The following is a 23,336-nucleotide window of genomic DNA, read 5'->3' on the forward strand; positions in this document are numbered from 1 at the left end:
CTCCCTTCCCAAATCAACTGAACCCGTAGGTAAATTTTCATTTTAAAAAACAACCTATAAGTTGATTTTATGGAGGTAAAACTTATCTTTGTTTCTGGCAACAAATCGAACCAGGATGGATTATATTCTATGAAATATAGCCATACCAACATGACAGAGTACGCACGCATCCAGGATTACTGGCACAATTATTCCGTACTGGAAACTTTTTTCAGCAACAATGTGGAGGACCTTAAAACTGATTATTGGGGAGCCATTAAAATTACGGAAGCTATTTCCAGCACTATGGAGGAAGCAGACAGGTTTGATTACACACTGCACACTTGCTGTAATGACAGCGGTTGTGATTTACAGTTTATCTTTCAACCCCTGTACAATAGCGAGTATCAACTCACTCCCCTTCAAAAAAGCAAAGGAAAAATAAGACGAAGTTGGTTAAGGTTATATGCCTTGCGGCTGGACAATGATTGTTTTATCGTTACCGGTGGAAGCATTAAACTAACACCCGATATGCGACCAATACATTTACAGGAAGAATTACGAAAGCTTGAACGAGCTAAGGTCTTTCTTCAATCAAAGGATGTTTATGATACGGAAGATTTAAACTCAATATTATGAAGACTATCAATGTAAAAGCCAGGAAAATACTGGCTGAAATGACAAAAGGGCAAACGCCGTTAATTGAAGAAATCAGTGCACGGGTAGCTTATCGTGCAGCAAACAAAGCGTGGTTAGATAAATCCGGCGCTATCATTTGCGCGATCCTCACTGTGCTGCGTACAACCGGGATGACCAAACCAGAACTGGCTGAAAAGGCAGGTTTAACGCTGGAAGAGCTTACTCAGATATTGAAGGGTGGCGTGTATGGTGTGAACTTCACCCTGCAAACCATCACTAAATTTGAAGCGGCATTGGGTATTAATTTAATCTTCATACCAGATGAACCAGAGGTGATAAATGTTGTCCTGAAAAGCCAGGAACAACCTGCACCGGAACCAGAAGTTGTTTAATAACACCTGTACTTTCTACTATCACCCCCTTTGTGTTTTCCTACTATTGTTACCCACTCTCCTCAAACTTAATCTTGCTCCTACGCAGGAAAATTGATATATTAGCGATATTCAAAGATCCGGAAACTGGCATCTGACACATATGTGCGCTGATTTCTCATCGCCATAAATGTACAACACGCGAACCTTAAATCGATTTTTACTGTATGCATCTACCATCATTGATCATTGACCTGGCATTAATTCTAGGAGCGGCAGGCGTTATTACTTTATTATTCAGACGGCTGAAACAGCCAATGGTGCTAGGGTACATCATCGCGGGCTTTTTAGTAGGCCCGAACTTTCATTTATTTCCTACCATCGGAGATGCAGCGGGCATAAAAACATGGTCCGAAATCGGCGTAATATTTCTTTTGTTTTCGTTAGGACTGGAATTTAGTTTCAAAAAACTAATGCGTGTGGGAGGCACCGCTACCATCACCGCATTTGTGGAAATTGCCTGTATTACCGTAGCCGGTTATTTTACCGGTCAACTGATGGGCTGGAGCTTTATGGACAGCCTGTTCCTCGGCGGTTTGCTCGCCAGTTCCTCTACTACCATTATCATACGTGCCTTTGAAGAACTGGGCATCAAGAAAAAACCCTTTACCAAAATTGTATTCGGCGTACTGGTGATAGAAGACATTGTAGTCATCCTCATGATGGTGCTCTTGTCTACCATGGCGGTGAGCCGGCAGTTTGAAGGCACCGAAATGTTATTTACCATTGCCAAACTGATGTTCTTCCTGGCGATCTGGTTTCTCGCAGGCATCTTCCTGCTTCCTACTTTTCTCCGCAAAATGGAAAAGCATATGAATGGAGAAACCCTGCTGATATTAAGTATCGCCCTTTGTTTAGGTATGGTAATCCTGGCCACCAAAGTAGGTTTCTCTGCGGAACTGGGTGCGTTCATCATGGGCTCTATCATCGCAGAAACTACTTCTTCCGAAAAAGTAGAACACCTGATACAACCCGTAAAAGACCTGTTTGGCGCCATCTTCTTTGTGTCCGTTGGTATGCTCATTAACCCGGAAATGATTATAGAATACAGATGGCCGGTACTGTGGATCACCTTATTAACCTTAAGCGGTAAATTTCTCAGCACCACTATTGGCGCCCTGTTATCCGGTCAGCCGCTGAAACAGGCCGTACAAGTGGGTATGAGCATGGCGCAGGTGGGCGAGTTTGCTTTCATCATTGCCACATTGGGGGTTACCCTTGGTGTTACGAGTGAATTCCTGTTCCCTGTAGCGGTAGGTGTATCTGCCATTACCACGTTTACAACACCCTATATGATCAAATTTTCCGTGCCCTTATACAACTGGCTGGAAAAAATTATTCCCAACCGCTGGCTGAATACGCTGAACCGGTATAGTGCGAGTTCACAAACCCTGCAGGCGGAAAGCGACTGGCGTATTGTATTACGCAGCTATGTAAAAGTAATTATACTCAACACGGTAATCATCCTGGCTATTATCCTGCTGAACACCTATTATATTGGTCCTTTTGTGGTCAAATATCTTGGCTATTCCTTTGGTGTGCGATTGCTCTGCGTGGCCATTGGCATTGCCATGATGTCGCCTTTTATCTGGGCGCTGATGATACAAAAAATATCCAGCAATTCTTACAAAGCGTTGTGGCTCGATTCCAAGTACAACCACGGTCCGCTGGTAGTGGTGGAAGTGGTACGTAACATTGTTGCCGTACTGCTGGTAGGATTCCTGGTAAATCAATATTTCCCCTTCTGGCAGGCATTGGCAGGTACTGCCATCGTATTGGCTTGCGTATTAATCGTGCTTCGTTCACAATTACAGAAATACTACAACCGTATTGAACGCCGCTTCCTGGCCAACCTGAATGCCCGCGAAGCCGCAGATGCTGCTGCTCATAAAACAGCTGCGGCCGACCTGCTTCCATGGGATGCACAGGTTTCTGAAATAGAAATAGATCCGTGGTCAAGCCTGGTGGATACCCCCCTGGTGGATTTACAGCTACGCGAGAAATATGGTATTAACATCGGCGCTATCAAAAGAGGAAATGTTACCATTTACGCTCCTACCCGTGATGAAAAATTATTTCCACACGATATCCTGACCGCCATTGGTACAGAAGCTCAACTGGAGGAATTTAACCGGGTAATCAATACCCTGAATATTGAAAGGAGTGATGATGTGGCAGATGAAAACATTGGCTTAACCAGCCTGGTGGTGGATGAACACAATGGTCTCAAAGGTCAGTCCATACGCGATTCCGGCATCCGTGAAAAAACAAAAGCACTTGTAGTAGGTATTGCCCGTGGCGGGGAGAAAATCCTGAACCCCGCTTCAGAAACAGTGTTTGAATGGGAAGATGTAGTGTGGTTGGTAGGTAACCGGAAAAAAATCCTGGAATTTTCAAGAAGTAAATCATAGAAGCGGAAAGCATAAAGCAGAAAGCAAAAAGCCATTGAAGCGATTGATCAGAGCGGATATTATGGTATTCATTCACTCGCGTTTGTCAATCGCTTCAATGGCTTTTTGCTTTCTGCTTTATGCTTTCTGCTCCCAGGATTTATGCTTTCTCCAAAAACGCTCTCAGCACATACTGCAGAATACCGCCATGCCGGTAATATTCAATTTCTATCGCTGAATTCAATTTACATTTTACGCTGAACGTAACGGGATCACCGGAAGCCCGCACCGCTGTTACGCTTAATATTTTGCCCGGAACCAGCGCGGTAGACACGCCCGTAATGGTAAATGACTCTGTACCGGACAACTGCAGTGTCTCCGCATTTTCACCATCCATGTACTGCAACGGCAGCACGCCCATACCTACCAGGTTGCTACGGTGTATACGTTCATAACTCTCCGCAATTACCGCTTTCACGCCCAGCAAATTGGTCCCCTTGGCTGCCCAGTCGCGGGATGATCCACTGCCATACTCTTTGCCCGCCAATATGATTAACGGCACCTTATTGGTCGCATATTGCATGGCGGCATCATAAACAGGCATTACCATGCCGGAAGGGATGACGGTAGTAAATCCACCCTCTTTGGGCGATAATTCATTTTTAATGCGCACATTGGCGAATGTACCCCGTATCATCACTTCATGATTTCCCCGGCGGGAACCATAAGAATTAAATAAGCGGGGATCGATACCGTGATCCAGCAGGTATTTACCGGCAGGCGTATCCGCCTTGAAAGATCCCGCCGGCGAAATATGATCCGTGGTAACGGAGTCGCCCAGCTTCAGCAATACACGGGCATCTTTAATATCTTCCAGCGCCGCCGGCTGCTCCGGTAGTCCATTAAAAAACGGCGCTTCCCGGATATAGGTAGAGTCATTGCTCCAGTGATAATCTTTTCCCGAAGGTGCCAGCAGTCCACGCCATTGGTCATCGCCATCAAATATCACTTTATACACACGTTCAAAATCTTCCTGCTTCACTGCTGCCGCTACCGCTTCATTAATTTCTTCCTGGGAAGGCCAGATATCGCGCAGGTATACCGGTTCACCATTGGGATCGTATCCCAGCGGATCAGTGAGCATATCCACATCAATACGACCGGCAATCGCATAAGCTACTACCAGGAGTGGAGAAGCCAGGAAGTTCATTTTTACCTGCGGATGCACCCGGGCTTCAAAGTTACGGTTGCCCGACAGCACAGACGCCACCACCAGGTTGCCTTTATCTACTGCTTCTGCAATCGCCGGCGGCAACGGACCACTGTTACCAATACACGAAGTACAGCCGTAACCTACGGTGTGAAAGCGGAGTGCCTCCAATTCTGTTAACAGGCCCGCCCGTTGCAGGTATTCTGTTACTACCCTGGACCCCGGCGCCAGGCTTGTTTTCACCCAGGGCTTTACATATAAACCCCGACTAATCGCTTTCTTCGCCACCAGCCCCGCACCTATCATGACGCTGGGATTAGAGGTATTGGTGCAACTGGTGATTGCAGCAATGGTAATTGCACCATCACTCAACACATATTCTTCGTTTTTTAACTTAATACGCACCGATTTCAGGTAATCTACTTCTACGGCGACTTCCTCCACCGGCTTTTGTATTTCATACGTAAATGCAGTGCCGGAACCGCCCTCGGAAAGCCACGCTGTATCACGACGCTTGCCTTCCGGCGTATACATCCGCTTAAACTCCTTGCTCAGCAATGTTTCAAACTCATTATGCAAATCCCTGACGAGGATACGATCCTGTGGCCGCTTCGGACCCGCCACAGCTGATTGAATAGTGGTCAGATCCAATTCCAGTATATCCGTATACGTGATATCTTCATTTCCATTCCGCCACAACATGTTTTCCCGGCAATACGCCTCCACCCGCGCAATGTCTTCCGCCGAACGGTTGGTGCGGTGCATGTACTGCAATGTTTGCTGATCAATCGGGAAATAGGTAACGGTACACCCAAATTCTGGCGACATATTGGAAATGGTAGCACGATCGGGCACTGATAAGTGATCCAGTCCGTCACCGAATACTTCTACAAATTTGTCGACCACGCCATATTTGCGCAGCAACTGTGTAATGGCCAGCACCATATCCGTTGCGGTAACCCCTTCGGTAAGGCGACCGGTTAACTTCAACCCTATCACCTGCGGACAGCTAAAATAGATCGGCTGCCCGAGGATAGCTGCTTCTGCTTCAATGCCACCTACGCCCCAGCCTAATACACCGATGCCATTTACCATGGGTGTGTGGGAGTCTGTTCCTACCAGCGTGTCCGGAAACAGCCAGCCATCGCGGCTAATAACGCCTTTTGCGAGGTATTCCAGGTTCACCTGGTGACAGATTCCCATCCCGGGAGGAACTACCGTAAAATTATCAAAAGCCTGTTGCGCCCATTTGAGCAGCTGATACCGCTCTTTGTTACGCTCATATTCGTAGGCAACATTTTTTCTATAGGAGTAATCGGTGCCGAAAAAGTCGACCTGCACGGAGTGATCCACCACCAGGTCTACCGGTATAGCCGGATTAATTTTGGCGCCATCGCGGCCTTTCCGGATAACTTCCGCGCGGATAGAAGCAATATCTACCACGGCCGCTACGCCGGTAAAATCCTGCATCAGCACCCGTGCCGGCTTAAACGGTATTTCCTTGTCGGTGCCCGCCGGATCCCAATTCACCAACGTTTCCAGGTGTTCATCGGTGATCGCGAAGTTATCGTGGTTCCGTAATACATTTTCTAATAAGATCCTGATGGAAAAAGGAAGACGGGAAATTCGGCGGCCTTCCTGTTCCAACTTGCTGAGTGATGCGATACGTGGCTCCATAATAAATGATTAGTTAACGACAATCAGGAAACAATGACCCTAAGGTTTTGTTGTATAAATATACCTTATTATGAGCCTTTTACGTTGCTTTAATATTAAAATAACCCTGCAATGGCCATGCACCCCTGCTTCCTAGCTTTAACATAAATACCCCTCAAAATGACCCAGCAATTAAAAGTCCCCTCGACTTCCCGCCTCGTGCTGGAAGCAGCCATGCAACTCTATACCTCGCCCCTGCAACAGCGTTACATTGAAGCCATCGACTTCAGCGAAACCAGTCGCCTTTTCTATGAACTGAAACGGCATTATCCACTCGTGATTGACCTGGTTTGCCTGCGCAAACAGTGCATCCGGAGCATGCTCCATGAAAGGATTACCCACTGGCCAGGGCAACAGGTGATCCTGCTGGGCGCCGGTTTGGACCCGCTTTCTTTATATCTCCTGGAAAAATATCCTAAAGAGATTACCACTATCATAGAAGTAGACAACGGCTACATTGCTGAAAAGCAACAGCTTTATGCCGGCATTATTCCCGGTGAACCGTTGATCCGTTTTTCAAAATGTGACGTCACGGATGCAGCACTGCTGTGGAGTAAGCTACAGGAAAATGGCTACCGGGAAGAATTACCGGCTACCATTGTTTTTGAAGGGCTGCTTCATTACATCAGCAACGAAGCCTTTATCAAGACCATGAAATTATTTAAAACGCCTACCCGGAGAAACCTGGCAATGCTGGATTATTCATTATCTGAAGAAGATGTACCCGCCGCATTTTTACCTACGCACCAGGGTGTTATCCGGATACTGGAATCCTATGTAAATACCCATTTAAATGTGAACAGTCACGCTGATATGGCCGGTATTATTTTCCAACTGGATGCAACCCTGGAAAACCTGGAGCCATTGTGTGAAACAGAAAGAAAAATTACCGGGCGCAATCGGATGTTTCATGCTCCCGGTGAAGGCGTAGTGGAGATGTTGAGTTTTAGTTTATAACAGTCAACATAATCCCCGACTGCTATACATTTTCCCACCAATGTTCCTGTGGTAAATGTTCGCCCAATACCACCGGCTCTCCTATTTTCGGTGTAGTAACAGGCAGACCGCACTGTGTGGCGCTGGCAGTAACCCTTTTGGCTGAATCATTCCAGGCATGGTTTGCCAGGGCAAACTTTGCCCAGTGTACCGGTAATAATAAGCTGGCTTGCAGATCAATGGCTGCCTGCACGGTTTCTTCCGGCTTCATGTGGATAAATGGCCAGTTATCGTTGTACTGCCCACACTCCAGTATCGCCAGTTCAAAAGGACCGTATTTATCGCCGATAGCTTTGAAATGCGTATCATAACCGGAATCTCCCCCTATAAAAATCCGGTGCCCGAAAATATCGAGCACGAAAGAAGACCAGAGGCTTCCGCCTCTTTTCAATCCGCGACCGGAGAAATGTCGTGCAGGCGTAGCCGTTAGTTCCACTCCCGGAGCAACGGGTGTGGTTTCCCACCAGTCCAGTTCCGTGATATTATTGTCTGTAGCCAGGCAGGATTGCAGGTCCCGGCCTACCCCTAAAGAGGTAAAAATCCTTTTGGTATGTGGCTTTAAGCGGGTGAGTGTTTTTTTATCGAGATGATCATAATGGTTATGGGTGATAATCATCGCATCTATCTCGGGCATATCTGCCGGCGTATAGGCATCTGCTCCCGGGAAAGCCTTGATCATGAAAGACATCGGGGAAGCGCTACCACTAAACACAGGATCTACGAGGATGTTGAAACCTTTTACATGAAGCAGGTAGGAAGAATGCCCAAACCATACCACCACCGGTTTTTCTGAATACAAATGCTTCAGGTCTGTTTTCTCAGATGGCAGTGGTGCCGGAGGTCTTACATCTGCCGGACGCTGAAAGGTTTCTTTCAACATCTGGTAGTAAGTAACATCATCCGGCTTCATGGGAGTGAAGGATAAATTCTGGAATACGCCATCCCGGAAGTTCTGCGATTGCTGTATTCTTTCCTTTATAGAAGGTGATTTGCGCTGCATGTACTAAAGTTAAGAAGTGTTTTATAAAAAACGTGCTGATAAGGTAGACGAATAGCAGGGTGATATATTGTATCATCAAAAAAGGGACCGCTTAGCAGCGGCCCCCTTGCATTCAACCTATCTAAAAAAGACATGTCCTAACGTACCAGGATCCTTTTGCCCCGGGCCATGAGCCGCAGCAAACGGGTATTTCCATAAAAAGCAGAATGGTACCTGGCGTCAGCTCTGCGACGTTCGCCGTAAGCCTTTAACACCGCATCAGCGGTAACGATGCCGGTTACTTTTTTATCTGCATCCAGCACTGCCAGTACATCTGGTGGGTAACTGTTCAATAACTCAGTGACCACGCTAATATCATCTGAGGTATAGAGATAGGGCGCTGCTGATTCCAGGGTGTCTGAAATAATAGCGGTGCCTTGCGGAGATAAATGTGCGCGGTGGATATAGCCTTTGAAATCGCCGTTATCATCTGTCACCAGCAGGTATTGATGATAATAGGTAGCAGCGTGTTGTTGCAGCAGATGATGTGCCTGGGCAAGCGTCATGTTACTGCGGAGGGTCACCAAAGGCTTCAGCGTTACGGCGGCTACGTTGATCAGTTGCAGGATGTCCGGTGTATATTCATCCGGCGCAGATACGCCTCTGCGGCGGATTTTCTCTGTCATAATACTACCCTTCATCAGGAAGAACGATACAAAATAGGCTGTAGTACAAGCACCAATCAATGGCAGCAGTCCATGTGGCTGTCCGGTTGTTTCCAGTGAAAACACAATAGCCGTCAGCAATGCACGGGAGGCGCCGGCAAACATAGCCGCCATACCTATAAGTGCAGCAGTAGCAATATTAATATCGCTGCCTGGGAAAAACTGCAGCACCAGCATACCTATAAGCGCCCCAAAGGCGCCGCCGATAGTAAATAACGGCGCCAGCGTACCACCGGAGGTACCACTGCCAAGGGAAATTACCCAGGAAATATACTTGAGTACACACAGCGATACTACCAATGCCAGCGGTGTGTTGCCGGTTAAGAGATTTTTGATATTATCATATCCAACTCCCATGGTATGCGGCGCGAAATAACCCACTACGCCGACCACTACCGCTCCTAACGCCGGCCACCACATCCAGTGAATGGGCAGCTTTTCGAACATATCTTCCACAAAATAGACGGATTTTGATACGTAGGCAGCTACGACACCGATGGCGGCACCCATTAATACATAAGTGACCAGTGCACGGTCTGATACAGCCGGAATATCTGGCATAGCAAAAACGGGTTGGCTGTTGAATAACGCGATGTGCATACCAGCACCTGCAATACAACCAATGGCAACGGGAATCACAGAGCGGGGAGAAAACTCAAACAACAGCAATTCTATCGCCAGCAAAATGGCGGCCAGCGGACTACCGAAAATGGCGGCCATACCGGCACAGGCGCCGGCTGCAAGTAATACTTTTCTTTCGGCAGAAGAGATATGGATCACCTGCCCGGTAAAAGAGCCGATGGCGCCCCCCGTAGCGATGATAGGACCTTCTGCACCAAACGGCCCCCCCGTACCAATAGAGATGGCTGCAGACAGGGGTTTGAGTAAGGTGATGACAGGTGGAATTTTACTTTCATTTAAGATTATATTTTCCATGGCTTCCGGGATACCATGACCGCGAATGGCCTTGCTGCCGAAACGCGCCATGACGCCTACAATGAGGCTACCTATAATAGGTACTGATATGACCATCAGCCCCAGGTTGTTACCTGCCGGGCCGGTTTCTTCAAAAGAAAACTTACCGTGAAAGGAAATGTTGGTGATCAGGGCGATCAGCATTACTAATCCTTTGGCGACAAAACCGATGGCGATAGCGTTGACAGCCGCCTGCATACTGAGGTAAAATACTCTCCGGGACATATTCCCGGCAAACTTCTGCACTTTTTTATGATTCATACAATATTTACTAACAATCAAAAACTAAAAACAACACAAAAATATGATCTAAATCATGTTAAAACCTATTTTTTCTTTCAAAAACACAAAAAAACATTACTATTGCAATCATGAAAAAAGCCGGGGCCTGCGATTTAAAAACCTGTTTTCTTTGCCAGTTCAGCATTCCGGAGTGGATAGCGGCGGTATCAGATCATAAACAGCACCTTTCTTATAAAAAGAATGAAATCATTTTCCAGGAGGGACAGCCTGTAAAGGGTATTTTTTTCCTGTATGATGGCAAAGTAAAAGTGCATAAACAATGGGGAACTGATAAAGACCTGATCGTGCGCTTTGCGCAACAGGGAGATATACTCGGGCATCGTGGCCTGGGCAGCGGGGAACGCCTTTACACGGTATCTGCTACGGCCCTGGAAGACACCACTGTATGCTATACTGATCTCACCTTTTTTGAAGCCTCCCTGAAAGTAAATCCCTCGCTTGCATTAAAACTGATGCAGTTCTATGCAGATGAGTTACAGGAAGCAGAGAGAAAGATGCGCAACCTCGTGCACATGGATGTAAAAAGCCGGCTGGCAGATGCTTTGCTGGAAATAGGCCGCCTGCATAACGATACACAGTTCACCATCAGCCGCCAGGACTTGGCATCTTTTGCCGGCACTACTTATGAAACCATTTACCGAAACCTGCAGGAGTTTATACAAGAGAAATTAATTGCGGTAGACGGCAAAACCATTCATATTTTAAATGAGAAAAAGTTGAAGAAATATTCCGGGTGAGATAACGGATACTCAGTTAATTTCTATCAGGTCCAATAGTTTTTCTTCATTCAGTATAAGATAATTCTTCCCCGAAACTGCTACCAGCCGAGCTTCTATCAGTTCATTCAACACCCGGAAAGTAGTTTCATACGTGGCGCCAATGTAAGAAGCCAGGTCTTGTTTGCTAAGGGAAAGATCAATAAATCCATCTTTATTAAATCCGAATTTCTGTTGCAGTAACAGGAACGCATTTGCCATCCGGCCTTTCACACTCATATGAGCGAGGTTGCGCATTTGCTTTTCGGAGGATTGTAATTCCTGTGCATAAAACAGCATCAACTCATACAACAGGGTATGATTAATTTTGAGAGATGATTGAAAAAAATCCATCTCTATAAAACACACTTTTACCGGCTCCAGCGCTGTGGCCGACACCGGGTATACCTCTTCAGGCCCGCCCATGCCGCGATGCCCCACGATATCGCCTTTTTGTGCAAAACGAACGATCAGTTCTTTTTCCGGTCCCCAGTGTTTATGTACTTTCATACGGCCTTCATAAATAAAGTAGATACCGTTTACTTTATCACCTTCCCGGAAAAGTGTTGCTCCTTTATCCAGTATAAAGTTTTTCCGGTGCAAGGCTACTGCCGGCGCCCATTCTTTCATAGACAACCTGCAAAGCAAACACGTATTGCCGTCACATCCTGTTTTATCTTTTTTCATGTATGGTATCGTTGATCTGTAATTGTTCCATAGAAGCATTTAATACAGCAGATAATGCCACTACTTCTCCCACCACAATAATGGCGGGATTTCCGATCCCTGCCGCCTGCGCTCTCCATACAATATCTTTTACGGTCCCGGTAACCATTTGTTGCTGCGGAGTAGTGCCATTTTGTATAATGGCTACCGGCGTGTCACTTTTCCCACATTGTACAAATTGCTGCATGATACCTTCCAGCTGGCTCATAGCCATCAGAATGACTACCGTAGCGGTAGAACGTGCAGCCAGTGCAATATCTCCCGAAATATTACCAGCAGCAGTAGTGCCGGTAATTACCCAGAAGCTTTCGGCGGTACCGCGACAGGTAAGTGGCATCATTTGCGACGCGGGTACAGCAATGGCACTGGAGATGCCCGGCACCACGTTCACCCGGATCCCATGTTGCTTCGCGATTTGTATTTCTTCCACCGCTCTGCCAAATACAAAAGGATCCCCTCCTTTCAATCGCACTACATGCCCATGTGTCAATGCCATTTCAACAATAAGCTGGTTGATCTCCTGTTGGGAAAGCGTGTGACAACCATAGCGCTTTCCAACAAACCGGATAATGGCATTGGGTGCTGCATAGGTGAGCAGTGACTCATTTACCAAAGCATCATATAATATGACGTTGGCCTGCCGGATGGTATTGATCGCTTTCAGCGTAATCATTTCAGGATCTCCGGGTCCTGCGCCAACTAAAGATAGGGAGGGAACTGACACATGCATACATATTACAATTAAATTTATATAATACTTTTAGGTCTATTTGTGCATAAATTTAAAACAAAAACACTTAATTTTATAATCAACATCATACACCTACCCAATAAATCATCTCCAAAACCCGAAATAATATTATATTAATTTATTTATAATATAATTAGCTTTTTCTGATCCATAAATATAATTCAATGAGAATAGTAGTTATTGGAAACGGTATGGTGGGCTATAAATTTTGCGAAAAAATGATCACCAAATCAGCCGGCACCGTTACGGAACTGATTGTATTTGGAGAAGAACCGCGCCCCGCCTACGATCGCGTACACCTCACTTCCTGGTTTGATGGTAAAACAGCAGACGACCTCTTACTTGCATCCGCTGAATGGTACGCCCAGAAAGGCATACAACTGCACCTGGGTGATCCCGTAGTACAAATAGACCGGGAAAACAAAACGGTATTGTCGCACAAAGGCATCACCACCACCTACGATTTCCTCGTGATAGCCACCGGGTCTGCTGCCTTTGTACCTCCCGTTCCAGGCATTGATAAAAAAGGGGTATTCATTTACCGCACCATCGAAGACCTGGAAATGATGAAAGCCTATGCCCCCAAAGCTACCCGCGGCGCGGTAATAGGTGGAGGACTCTTAGGATTGGAAGCTGCCAAAGCCCTGCTGGACCTCGGCATCCGCCATACGCATGTGATTGAATTCTCCTCCCGCCTCATGCCCCGCCAGATTGACGAACAGGGATCTGCCATCCTGCAAACCAAACTCGCCAACCTGGGCCTGAAGGTGCTTACAGGCAAAAACACCCGTGAAATATTGGGCGATGACGCCATCACCGGCTTACAGTTTGCTGATGATACTATTTTAGAGACAGACATCCTGATAGTATCTGCCGGCATCAAACCACGCGACGAGATCGCTAAAACTGCCGGTCTCCTTACCGGTCCACGCGGCGGCATCCTCGTCAACGAACAAATGCAAACCAACGATCCCGCTATCTACGCCATCGGCGAATGTGCGCTCTATAATAACATGATCTATGGCCTGGTAGCTCCCGGCTATGAAATGGCCGAAGTGGCCGCCTCGCATATCAGCGGCGACATCAAAGCCTTTACAGGGTTTGATATGAGCACCAAACTCAAACTCATCGGCGTAGATGTGGCCAGCTTCGGCGACCCGTTTACCGACCCGGAAAGCTGCCACAGTATTGTTTTTGAAGACAAATACAAAGGCACGTATAAACGCATCAATATTACTACAGATGGCCAGTTCCTCTTAGGTGGTATCCTTATTGGCGATGCAAGCGCCTATAACCTGCTGCTCCAGACAACTAAAAACAAACTGGTATTACCCGCTAACCCGGAAGACCTGCTGCTGGGCAGCTCCCGTGGAAATACTGATACCGGCGCCGGCGTTACCGCCCTCCCCGATGAAGCCATCATCTGCAGTTGTGAAAGCGTGAGTAAAGGGAGCATCTGCCAGGCGGTTAGCGATGGCTACGAAACATTGGAGACGGTTAAAAAATGTACCAAAGCAGGCACCTGCTGCGGCGGCTGTACCCCCATGGTAAAGGATCTCATCACCGCTACCATGAAGGCACAAGGCAAATATATCCGCAACGTGGTATGCGAACACTTCGCCTACTCCCGCCAGGAAATGCTGGATCTCATCCGCGTAAAATCACTCCGCACCTTCGATGAAGTACTAGACCATTATGGCGAAGGAGAAGGCTGCGAAATATGCAAACCCGTAATAGCCTCTATACTGGCCAGTCTATGGAATGATATGATCCTCGACAAAGGCAACGATACCGCGCAAGACTCCAACGATCGTTACCTCGCCAACATACAGAAAGGAGGTACTTACTCCGTGGTACCCCGCATTCCCGGCGGAGAAATTACCCCGGAAAAACTGGTGGTGATTGGAGAGATAGGTGCTAAATATAACCTATATACGAAAATCACCGGCGGACAGCGGATCGACTTATTCGGCGCCCATCTGAGCGACCTCCCCGATATCTGGGCTGAATTGATTGCCGCCGGATTCGAAAGCGGACATGCCTACGGAAAAGCATTACGTACCGTTAAAAGCTGCGTAGGCTCTACCTGGTGCCGATTCGGGTTGCACGACAGTGTTAGCTTTGCTATTCGCATAGAAGAACGTTACCGCGGACTACGCGCGCCGCATAAAATTAAATCCGCCGTATCCGGTTGTATCCGCGAATGCGCCGAAGCACAATCGAAAGACTTTGGCATTATTGCCACCGAAAAAGGCTGGAACCTGTATGTATGCGGCAATGGCGGTTCCAAACCACAACATGCACAACTCCTGGCAGCCGATATAGATAGCGATACCTGCATCCGCTACATCGACCGCTTCCTGATGTTCTATATCAAAACAGCCGATCCACTCACCCGCACCGCCACCTGGCTCAATAAACTCGACGGTGGCATGGACTACCTCCGCAACGTGGTATTAAACGATAGCCTGGGAATTGCTGATCAACTGGAAACAGAAATGCAATTGCTGGTAGACAACTACAAATGCGAATGGAAGGAAGTGGTAGAAAATCCGGAATTACGCAAGCGCTTCTCCCACTTCGTGAATGCACCGGCAGATAAAGATCCTACAATAAAATTTGAAACTATGCGTGCACAAAAGAAAGCCGCTGAATGGAAATAATATTTCACACAAAAATATACTGCTATGTCTACGATTCACACCACCGCTACAAGCTGGTTCTTTGCCTGTAAAACATCGGATGTACCCACCAATGGCGGCGTATGCGTAAAGTACAAGGATGAACAAATTGCCCTCTTCTATTTTGCGCGCAGAAATGAATGGTATGCTACACAGAACCTGTGCCCGCACCGCCGGCAAATGGCGCTGAGTCGCGGTATGACCGGCACCGTTAAAGATGAGCCCAAAGTAGCCTGTCCCTTTCACAAAAAAACATTCTCTCTGAAAGACGGCCGTTGCCTGTCTGATGAAACAGAATGTGCCATCACCACCTACCCTGTAAAAATCGTAGAAGACCGGGTGTACATTGGCGTGGACATGGAAACAGCAGCAGTATAAAGCGAAACCCGGCAGCTGGCAGGCTGACCGGGCTTCTGATTCTTACATGATTGGCTCACTAAAAATCAACCAAATGTACACGAAAAAATGGTTCTACACCAGGGTATCTGTGATACTCCCGGGCCTGCTGCTTTCGCAGTACGGTAATGCGCAGTTCAATATCGGTGCACAACTCAGAACCCGCACCGAACTACGCGACGGACAAGGCGCGCCGCAAACAAAGGGTGCCAACCCAGCCTTCTTTACGTCGCAACGTACCCGCCTGATCGCCGGCTTCAATGCCTATCGCATTAAACTGGGACTAACAGTACAGGATGTACGCGTTTGGGGACAGGATGCCTCTACCCTTAACCGTACCACGACGCCTGATAATAACGGTTTTATGCTGCATGAAGCGTGGGCAGAAATATTACTTACAGACACCATCGTTAAAAACAATCGCCTGTCGCTTAAAATAGGCCGGCAGGAACTGGTATATGACGACAGCCGCCTGCTCGGCAACCTCGACTGGCTGCAACAAGGCCGCCGGCACGATGCTGCCGTATTGAAATACGACAACAATCATTGGATGCTACATGCCGGCGCAGCTTTTAACCAGAATAAAGAAAACGCCAGCGGCAGTATTTATAACCCTGCCCCACCCGGTAATTATCCTGCTAACACCAACGGCGGCAACATGTATAAAAGCCTGGAGTATGCATATCTGTCACGAAAGCTCACCAAAGGAAATCTATCTTTTCTTTTCCTGGCTGACCAGTTTTCAAAATATCATATCGACAGTATTGAACACGTGGCCACCAAAATATGGGAAGCCGGCACCTACAGCCGAATGACAACCGGCCTGTTTTATACACAGTCGCTCCGGCACGTTAGTTTTACTGCTGCCGCCTACCAGCAATTTGGTACTAACGCTAATGGACAAACGGTAGACGGTACATTATTATCCGGCGCCTTTCAATATAGCCTGAGTAAATCTTTCAGTGCCGGCGCCGGTGTTGATTATACCAGTCCTGACTTTGACCCGCTGTATGGCACACCGCATAAGTTCTGGGGAAACATGGACTACTTCTATGTGGCCAGCGGATTTGGCAATAAAGGGTTACAGGATTACTACGTCAAAACAAAGTTACAGCCAGGCCCTCGTTGGGTATTCACCGGCGATGTCCATGAATTTTACACCGCTGCCGGGATAACAGGAATGACGAAACAGTTGGGAACAGAAGCAGACATCACCGTCAATTATACGTTGACAAAAATGATTGGCCTGGAAGCTGGTTACAGTCATTTCTGGAATACCACCACACTGACCTCCTCCAGTGTAAAAAACATTAAGAACCCTGCCAGTAACAGTAACTGGGCGTACCTGTCTGTCAACATCCGCCCTGAATGGTCCATTAAATAACCTATAAACGCTTTACTATGCTTGCTCCGCTCAACAAAATAAAACTCTTTAGTCTTGATACCATACAGATGCGCACGTTCCATATCACGTGGCTCATGTTCTTCGTCTGTTTCTTTGGCTGGTTCGGACTGGCGCCGCTGATGCCTACCATCCGTACTGATCTGGGTCTCAGCAAAGCGCAGATCGGCAATATCATTATTGCCTCTGTATCAGGTACCATCATTGCCCGGTTGGTGATTGGGCGTCTCTGCGATACCTGGGGGCCCCGCAAAACTGCGGTGCGGCTGTTGTTAGCGGGCTCACTGCCCGTTTTCCTTGTGGGACTTTCGAAAGACTACACTTCGTTTTTACTGTTTCGTTTAGCCATCAGCGTAATTGGCGGTTCTTTTGTGATCACACAGTTTCACACCTCGCTGATGTTTGCACCTGCCATCAAAGGCACTGCCAACGCCATTACCGGCGGATGGGGCAACCTGGGCGGCGGTGTTACCAACATGGTGATGCCTGTTATTTTCGCGGCGATTGTAGGTTTTGGTTACACCAAAGCAGAAGCCTGGCGTTACGCCATGATTGTGCCGGGAATGATGATGTTGATAGTTGCCTGGCTTTATTACCGGTATACCAAAGACACACCCAACGGCAATTTTGATGAGTTGGGACGTCATAAAAACAACGCCAAAACGGATTGGTCTGTGCTGGGCGACTGGCGCATCTGGGCGCTGACACTGGCTTACGGCATGTGTTTCGGCATGGAAATAACGTTCGACAATGTGGCGTCCTTACATTTCGTAGATACGTTTCATTTATCGCAGGGAAGTGCCGGATTCTGGGCAGGTATATTTGGATTTATGAATCTCTTTGCCCGTGCATTGGGCGGCTATATTTCCGACCGGGTAGGTGCCAGGTCGGGGATGAAAGGCAAGGGCCGTTTGCTGGCGCTGATGCTGCTGGCAGAGGGCGTAGGACTGTTGTTATTTGCGCAGGCAGGATCATTGGTGGTGGCCATCATCGCGATGCTGAGCTTTGCCTTGTTCCTGAAAATGGCTAATGGCGCCACCTACGGCATTGTTCCGTTCCTGAATGAAAAAAATGCGGGGCTGGTGAGCGGCATTGTGGGCGCAGGCGGCAACATGGGAGGTATGTTGTTCGGCTTCCTGTTTAAATCCGACAGCATTACTTACGTACAGGCGTTCACGTATATCGGGCTTATTGTGATCGGTGTTTCGGCTATTATAGTATTTACGAGGTTCACCCGGTCGTCTGCCACCACTGCCCCTACGGCAGCAGGAACACCCATTGCTGTTTCGTAATATTCAACGACTAAAACTTCCGGCATGCAAGCATCATTTAAAACCACCTGCTGTTACTGTGGCGTAGGCTGCGGGATAGTAGTACACAAAGACCGGCAGGGAAAGCTGCATGTAGAAGGCGACAAAACACACCCTGTAAATAAAGGCATGCTTTGCTCCAAAGGCATGAACCTGCATTATACGGTGATGGATACCTCCGACCGGCTACTGTACCCCGAAATGCGTTACCATCGTAACCTGCCACGGCAGCGGGTTACCTGGGACCAGGCGCTGGAAAGAACCGCCGCCGTTTTTGCTGCCATCATCAAAAAACACGGTCCCGATGCCGTAGCCTTTTATGCATCCGGGCAATGCCTGACGGAAGAATATTATGTCGTCAATAAACTCATCAAAGGATTTATTGGCAGCAATAACATCGATACCAATTCACGCCTGTGTATGAGCAGCGCCGTGGCTGCTTATAAGATGGCCCTCGGGGAAGATGCCGTGCCAGGCACTTATGACGACATAGAACACGCCGACTGCATCTTTGTAGCCGGCGCCAATCCCGCCTGGTGCCATCCTATTTTATGGCGACGGGTGGAAGCTGCCAAAGCCGCCAATCCAGCCCTGAAGATTATTGTAAGCGACCCGCGTGTCACACAAAGCTGTGCCATGGCTGATCTTCATCTGCAGATACATCCGGGCACGGATATCGTTTTGCACCATGCCATAGGACGCGCGCTCATCATGGCTGGGCATACAGATAGCCATTTTATACAGGCACATACCAACGGCTTTGCCACATATAAAGACACCGTGATGCGACGAAGCGTGGAGGAAGCCGCAGGTATTTGCGGTATCCGGGCGGAAGAGATCTATACGGCCGCCGCTTACATCGGCAACGCTACCGGCTTTATGACGCTATGGACCATGGGCCTCAATCAAAGCGTGGTAGGTGTTCATAAAAACCTTAGCCTGATCAACCTGCATCTCATTACCGGGCATATAGGAAAACCTGGCAGCGGTCCTTTCTCCCTGACCGGGCAACCCAATGCCATGGGAGGCCGCGAGGTAGGTGGTCTTTCTAACCTCCTGCCTGCACACCGCGTACTCAGCAATCCACAACACCGCAAAGAGGTACAGGAATTCTGGGGCGGCACCACATTATCTGATAAACCGGGATTGACTGCCACAGAGATGTTCAATGCCATGCATGATGGCCGCCTGAAGGCCATCTGGATTATGTGCACCAATCCACTTGTGAGCCTGCCCGACGTTCGTTTTGCAGAAGCAGGATTATTGAAAGCCAAATTTGTAGTAGTACAGGAAATTTCCAATAAGCCGGAAACATTGCGCTACGCCGATGTAGTACTGCCTGCTGCCGCCTGGACAGAAAAAGAAGGTACTATGACCAACGCCGAACGCCGCATCAGCTATCTGACAAAATTAACAGACGCTCCCGGAGAAGCGTTGCCAGATGCTGAAATTATTTGCCGCTTTGCACAAAAAATGGGATATCACGGTTTCGACTATACGAGTATGGCTGATATTTATGCTGAACATGTTCGCCTGACAGCGGGTACTAACATAGATATCAGCGGACTGGATTATCAGCAGCTACAGGCACATCGCAGCGTACAGTGGCCTTACCGGGGAGGACAAAGCACCGCGCGGCTTTTCGATGATCACCAGTTTTACACCCCGGATTCAAAAGCGGTGATACATAGTTTTGAGGATCACAACCAATCCGTAAAGCCCACCAAAGCCTTGCCGCTCATACTTACCACCGGTCGTATCCGCGATCAGTGGCATACCATGAGTAAAACCGGCAAGGTCAGCAAACTAAAACAGCATATCGCCTCCTCCTTCCTGGAAATACATCCTGACGATGCGCGGCAGCGGGGAATACAGGCAGATGATATTGTTGTTGTTCACAATGGAAATGGTGAAGTACGTGTAAAAGCACAACTCAGTAGCCATATCAAAAAAGGGGTGGTGTTTTTGCCGATGCATTGGGGCAAAATTTTACAAAATGATTTACATCGCGCCAATAATCTCACCCATCAATTACTGGATCCTATCTCCAAACAACCTGATTTTAAATACTCCGCTGTGCAGGTACAACGTTACCGGAAGCCTGCACAAAAAATTGTGATAATAGGCGCGGGTGCAGGCGCCTGCGGCTTCGTAAAGTCGTACCGCGAGCTGAATACCACAGATGAAATCACGGTATTCAGCAAAGAAGATCTGCCGTTTTATAACCGCGTAATGTTACCGGATTACATCAGCGGTACCCAGCAATGGAAGCAACTGATTAAAATGACCCGGGCAGAAGAAACGGCTTATAACATTACGCTGCACAGGGGTGTCAGCATCCAGCATATTGACCGTAACCGCAAATGCGTGACGGATAGTAACGGCAACCTACATACGTACGACATACTCCTGATGGCAACCGGCAGCAGGGCTGCCACGCTGCGGGATATTCCCCCTATCCCCGGTATATTCACGATGCGCACCCGCATGGACGCAGACGCCTTCAAACAACATATTGCACCTGGTAAAGGGAAAGTAATGATCGTAGGGGGTGGACTATTGGGGATAGAGCTGGCAGCATCTCTCAAAGAAATTAATATAGACGTGGGCGTTATACAGCGTACTTCCCGGCTCATGGACCGGCAACTGGATACGCTTGGCGGGCAGTTGCTCTATGAAGAACTGACAGATCGCGGCATCGATATCTATTACAATGATGAAATTGATCGCTTCCTGGGGCAGGACCAACTAGAAGGGATACGCATGAAAAGCGGGGCTTATATTCCCTGCCAGGCCGTAGTAATGTCTATCGGCACGGTTCCAAATATAGAACTGGCACAGGCCGCGCAGTTGCACTGCAATCGTGGTGTAGTGGTAAATGAATACCTGCAAACCAGCGATCCTGATATTTATGCGATCGGAGAAATTGCCGCCTTCAATGGCACGCTGTATGGTATTACTGCTGCCGCAGAACAACAGGCCGCAGTAGTGGCCCGCTATCTAAACGGTGATATCAGCAGTTATTACCAGGGCTCTCTCTTCATGAATATCCTAAAAATGCATGGTACCGATCTTTGCTCACTGGGCATGGTGGAAACGCCGAAAGATCCGGCATACGAAGAAGTGGTATTCATTGATAAAGCAAAACGTTATTACAAAAAATGTATCATTCACCAGGACAAATTAGTAGGCGCCATCCTGATCGGCGACAAATCTGAATTTGCAGAATTCAGGGACCTTATCCAGCAAAAAATTGAGCTGTCGGACAAGCGGCTGGAACTATTGCGTTCCGGGAAAAAAGGTACCCCTGTTATTGGCAAACTTGTTTGTTCCTGCGGGAATGTAGGAGAAGGGAATATCCTGGAAAAAATTGCTGCCGGTTGCGACAACCTCCAACAGTTATGCGCCGCATCCGGTGCCGGTATGGGCTGCGGCAGCTGTAAGCCGGAAGTAAAAGCGCTGCTGGAAAAAGCAATACCTAAAAACGTGGCGGCATTGGTATAATCTATGGGAAAACAAGCACATACTTTTGCGATCAACTTCACAGGCGGCATTATTTCGCCGGGCTGGTTACTGGAAATACTGGACATTGCCGAAGCTGCTCAGGCCATGCATATCCGCTTTGGCCTGCGCCAACAATTGCTGATTGACATTCCCGACAAATGCCTGGTGTCCTTTAAAGCACAGTGCGCCGAAAAGCAGCTCACATTTGCAGTTACGCCGAATATCATGAGCGCTTATCCCGCTGCAGATATTTTTATACAAAATAGCTGGCTGAGCGAAGGAATTTATAAAGATGTGTTTAATCTCTTTGACTATGCGCCCACGCTTAAGGTGAATATCTGCGACAGCCAGCAAACTTTTGTGCCGTTATTCACCGGGCATATCAACTGGATTACTTCTTCCCATACCCATTACTGGTATCTATACCTTCGGATGCCGGGTAGCCAGCAGTTGTTCGCCTGGCCGGAACTGATTTACACCAATAACATTGCAGCAGTCAGCAAACAGGCGGAAATGGCACTCAGTAAAGGATATACACCAGAGCAATTATATGGGGAGATAAAGCAAACGTTAAACTATATCTCACGCCCGAAAGAGCAGGAGCCCGATCTGCCGCCGTTTCATTTGCCCTATTACGAAGGATTCAATAAATACAATAACAGCTACTGGCTGGGCATTTATCGCCGTAATGAAGACTTTCCCATTCCCTTTCTGAAAGAAATTTGTACTATTTGCCTTGAAACCCGCATCGGTCAACTGTATGCCACGCCATGGAAATCGCTCATCATCAAAAATATAGATGCCGCTCATCGCAGCCTGTGGGATTATGTATTGGGGAAGCACGGCATCAATGTGCGACATGCCGCCAATGAACTAAACTGGCAGGTGGAAGATAATTGTGAAGACGGCCTGGTGTTGAAGCGGCATATCATCCGGTATTTCGATACCGCTGACGTGCGTACCTATGGCCTGTGTTTCAGCGTAAGAGTGAACCGCCCTGCCAGCCTGTTTGGTACGGTGGTGATCCGCAAAAAAGAAAATAAACACCAGAGCAAATTAAAATACCTGCAGCGGTATGATATCCTCTATACGGCGGATTATAATGCCAACTCTGCACAACTGCTGCTATATCGCGAAGGCGTCACAAAAGAACAGTTGGGAGCTTATATCGTTTCCCTGTGCAAAGCGTTCTATGAACAAAAAAGTGCCGCCAACATACTGCAGCATTATGTGAAGGAACAACAAGCCACCATTGCGTTGCCGGTGGCGGCAAAAATGGTGTATCAATGTCCGCATTGTTTTACCGTATACGACGAAGCGGCCGGTGATGCAGCACAACAGGTACCAGCCGGTACCCTGTGGCAGGATATACCCAGAGATTATGAATGTTTCGTATGTGCGGCTCCTTTAACCGATTTCCGGCAAGTGAATGCGGTAACTTTACAGGCGGAGGAATAGGACTACGGTG

The 23,336-nt window shown here is 47.8% G+C and carries 16 protein-coding genes; 11 read left to right on the forward strand and 5 right to left on the reverse strand.

The genetic code is table 11. From position 1 onward, the window contains the following. Positions 1 to 69 precede the first annotated feature (69 nt). The 3 genes from J7623_RS02130 to J7623_RS02140 all read left to right on the forward strand — a co-directional run bounded on the left by J7623_RS02130 (position 70) and on the right by J7623_RS02140 (position 3,460). The gene (locus J7623_RS02130; protein WP_291916652.1) at positions 70 to 618 is read left to right on the forward strand and encodes a hypothetical protein; all 549 of its coding nucleotides are present in this window, start codon (positions 70 to 72) and stop codon (positions 616 to 618) included. Then, positions 615 to 1,010: a hypothetical protein gene (locus tag J7623_RS02135; RefSeq protein ID WP_291916654.1), complete on the forward strand. Its 396-nt coding sequence runs from the start codon at positions 615 to 617 to the stop codon at positions 1,008 to 1,010. The genes J7623_RS02130 and J7623_RS02135 overlap by 4 nt, the downstream gene beginning before the upstream one ends. Before the next feature lie 206 nt (positions 1,011 to 1,216). Further along, entirely contained in the window at positions 1,217 to 3,460 is a 2,244-nt protein-coding gene (locus tag J7623_RS02140) for a cation:proton antiporter (RefSeq protein ID WP_291916656.1), read from the forward strand. A gap of 139 nt (positions 3,461 to 3,599) precedes the next feature. On the opposite strand, the gene acnA is transcribed toward J7623_RS02140, so the two are convergent. Continuing rightward, positions 3,600 to 6,326, reverse strand: a complete 2,727-nt coding sequence (gene acnA, locus J7623_RS02145; RefSeq protein ID WP_291916658.1) for an aconitate hydratase AcnA — start codon at positions 6,324 to 6,326, stop codon at positions 3,600 to 3,602. A 159-nt stretch (positions 6,327 to 6,485) separates the two neighbouring features. Here acnA and J7623_RS02150 point away from each other — a divergent pair, with 159 nt between their 5' ends. Next, positions 6,486 to 7,322 carry a class I SAM-dependent methyltransferase gene (locus J7623_RS02150; protein ID WP_291916660.1) on the forward strand — a complete coding sequence of 279 codons (837 nt, stop codon included), beginning with the start codon at positions 6,486 to 6,488 and terminating at the stop codon, positions 7,320 to 7,322. A gap of 22 nt (positions 7,323 to 7,344) precedes the next feature. Here J7623_RS02150 and J7623_RS02155 read toward each other — a convergent pair whose 3' ends face one another. Further along, positions 7,345 to 8,361, reverse strand: coding sequence for an MBL fold metallo-hydrolase (locus tag J7623_RS02155; protein WP_291916662.1), 1,017 nt, complete (start codon positions 8,359 to 8,361; stop codon positions 7,345 to 7,347). Between the two features lie 137 nt (positions 8,362 to 8,498). Further along, the gene (locus J7623_RS02160) at positions 8,499 to 10,301 is read right to left on the reverse strand and encodes a chloride channel protein (RefSeq protein ID WP_291916664.1); all 1,803 of its coding nucleotides are present in this window, start codon (positions 10,299 to 10,301) and stop codon (positions 8,499 to 8,501) included. 110 nt (positions 10,302 to 10,411) lie between these two features. On the opposite strand from J7623_RS02160, the gene J7623_RS02165 reads away from it, so the two are divergent. Next, positions 10,412 to 11,080, forward strand: coding sequence for a Crp/Fnr family transcriptional regulator (locus tag J7623_RS02165; RefSeq protein ID WP_291916666.1), 669 nt, complete (start codon positions 10,412 to 10,414; stop codon positions 11,078 to 11,080). Positions 11,081 to 11,092: 12 nt separating this feature from the next. On the opposite strand, the gene J7623_RS02170 is transcribed toward J7623_RS02165, so the two are convergent. Further along, entirely contained in the window at positions 11,093 to 11,785 is a 693-nt protein-coding gene (locus J7623_RS02170) for a Crp/Fnr family transcriptional regulator (RefSeq protein WP_291916667.1), read from the reverse strand. Further along, positions 11,772 to 12,554: a uroporphyrinogen-III C-methyltransferase gene (gene cobA, locus J7623_RS02175; protein ID WP_291916669.1), complete on the reverse strand. Its 783-nt coding sequence runs from the start codon at positions 12,552 to 12,554 to the stop codon at positions 11,772 to 11,774. The genes J7623_RS02170 and cobA overlap by 14 nt, the downstream gene beginning before the upstream one ends. A 185-nt stretch (positions 12,555 to 12,739) precedes the next feature. Between cobA and nirB the strand changes: the two genes are divergently transcribed. From nirB to J7623_RS02205, 6 genes are all read left to right on the forward strand, one after another. Further along, positions 12,740 to 15,238, forward strand: coding sequence for a nitrite reductase large subunit NirB (gene nirB / locus J7623_RS02180; protein WP_291916671.1), 2,499 nt, complete (start codon positions 12,740 to 12,742; stop codon positions 15,236 to 15,238). A 24-nt stretch (positions 15,239 to 15,262) separates the two neighbouring features. Continuing rightward, positions 15,263 to 15,634: a nitrite reductase small subunit NirD gene (gene nirD, locus J7623_RS02185; RefSeq protein WP_291916673.1), complete on the forward strand. Its 372-nt coding sequence runs from the start codon at positions 15,263 to 15,265 to the stop codon at positions 15,632 to 15,634. A gap of 73 nt (positions 15,635 to 15,707) precedes the next feature. After that, entirely contained in the window at positions 15,708 to 17,036 is a 1,329-nt protein-coding gene (locus tag J7623_RS02190) for an alginate export family protein (RefSeq protein WP_291916675.1), read from the forward strand. 17 nt (positions 17,037 to 17,053) lie between these two features. Then, positions 17,054 to 18,346, forward strand: coding sequence for an MFS transporter (locus J7623_RS02195; RefSeq protein ID WP_291916677.1), 1,293 nt, complete (start codon positions 17,054 to 17,056; stop codon positions 18,344 to 18,346). A 24-nt stretch (positions 18,347 to 18,370) separates the two neighbouring features. Further along, complete coding sequence (locus J7623_RS02200) at positions 18,371 to 21,868, forward strand: nitrate reductase (protein WP_291916679.1); 3,498 nt, start codon at positions 18,371 to 18,373, stop codon at positions 21,866 to 21,868. A 3-nt stretch (positions 21,869 to 21,871) separates the two neighbouring features. Then, positions 21,872 to 23,326, forward strand: coding sequence for a rubredoxin (locus tag J7623_RS02205; RefSeq protein ID WP_291916681.1), 1,455 nt, complete (start codon positions 21,872 to 21,874; stop codon positions 23,324 to 23,326). Positions 23,327 to 23,336 lie beyond the last annotated feature (10 nt).

This window comes from Chitinophaga sp. (assembly GCF_017745275.1).
Lineage (GTDB): Bacteria > Bacteroidota > Bacteroidia > Chitinophagales > Chitinophagaceae > Chitinophaga.

Coding starts and splice junctions, on each gene's coding strand:
- J7623_RS02130 (WP_291916652.1), top strand. CDS start 70: ATGGAGGTAAAACTTATCTTTGTTTCTGGCAACAAATCGAACCAGGAT.
- J7623_RS02135 (WP_291916654.1), top strand. CDS start 615: ATGAAGACTATCAATGTAAAAGCCAGGAAAATACTGGCTGAAATGACA.
- J7623_RS02140 (WP_291916656.1), top strand. CDS start 1,217: ATGCATCTACCATCATTGATCATTGACCTGGCATTAATTCTAGGAGCG.
- acnA (WP_291916658.1), bottom strand. CDS start 6,326: ATGGAGCCACGTATCGCATCACTCAGCAAGTTGGAACAGGAAGGCCGC.
- J7623_RS02150 (WP_291916660.1), top strand. CDS start 6,486: ATGACCCAGCAATTAAAAGTCCCCTCGACTTCCCGCCTCGTGCTGGAA.
- J7623_RS02155 (WP_291916662.1), bottom strand. CDS start 8,361: ATGCAGCGCAAATCACCTTCTATAAAGGAAAGAATACAGCAATCGCAG.
- J7623_RS02160 (WP_291916664.1), bottom strand. CDS start 10,301: ATGAATCATAAAAAAGTGCAGAAGTTTGCCGGGAATATGTCCCGGAGA.
- J7623_RS02165 (WP_291916666.1), top strand. CDS start 10,412: ATGAAAAAAGCCGGGGCCTGCGATTTAAAAACCTGTTTTCTTTGCCAG.
- J7623_RS02170 (WP_291916667.1), bottom strand. CDS start 11,785: ATGAAAAAAGATAAAACAGGATGTGACGGCAATACGTGTTTGCTTTGC.
- cobA (WP_291916669.1), bottom strand. CDS start 12,554: ATGCATGTGTCAGTTCCCTCCCTATCTTTAGTTGGCGCAGGACCCGGA.
- nirB (WP_291916671.1), top strand. CDS start 12,740: ATGAGAATAGTAGTTATTGGAAACGGTATGGTGGGCTATAAATTTTGC.
- nirD (WP_291916673.1), top strand. CDS start 15,263: ATGTCTACGATTCACACCACCGCTACAAGCTGGTTCTTTGCCTGTAAA.
- J7623_RS02190 (WP_291916675.1), top strand. CDS start 15,708: ATGTACACGAAAAAATGGTTCTACACCAGGGTATCTGTGATACTCCCG.
- J7623_RS02195 (WP_291916677.1), top strand. CDS start 17,054: ATGCTTGCTCCGCTCAACAAAATAAAACTCTTTAGTCTTGATACCATA.
- J7623_RS02200 (WP_291916679.1), top strand. CDS start 18,371: ATGCAAGCATCATTTAAAACCACCTGCTGTTACTGTGGCGTAGGCTGC.
- J7623_RS02205 (WP_291916681.1), top strand. CDS start 21,872: ATGGGAAAACAAGCACATACTTTTGCGATCAACTTCACAGGCGGCATT.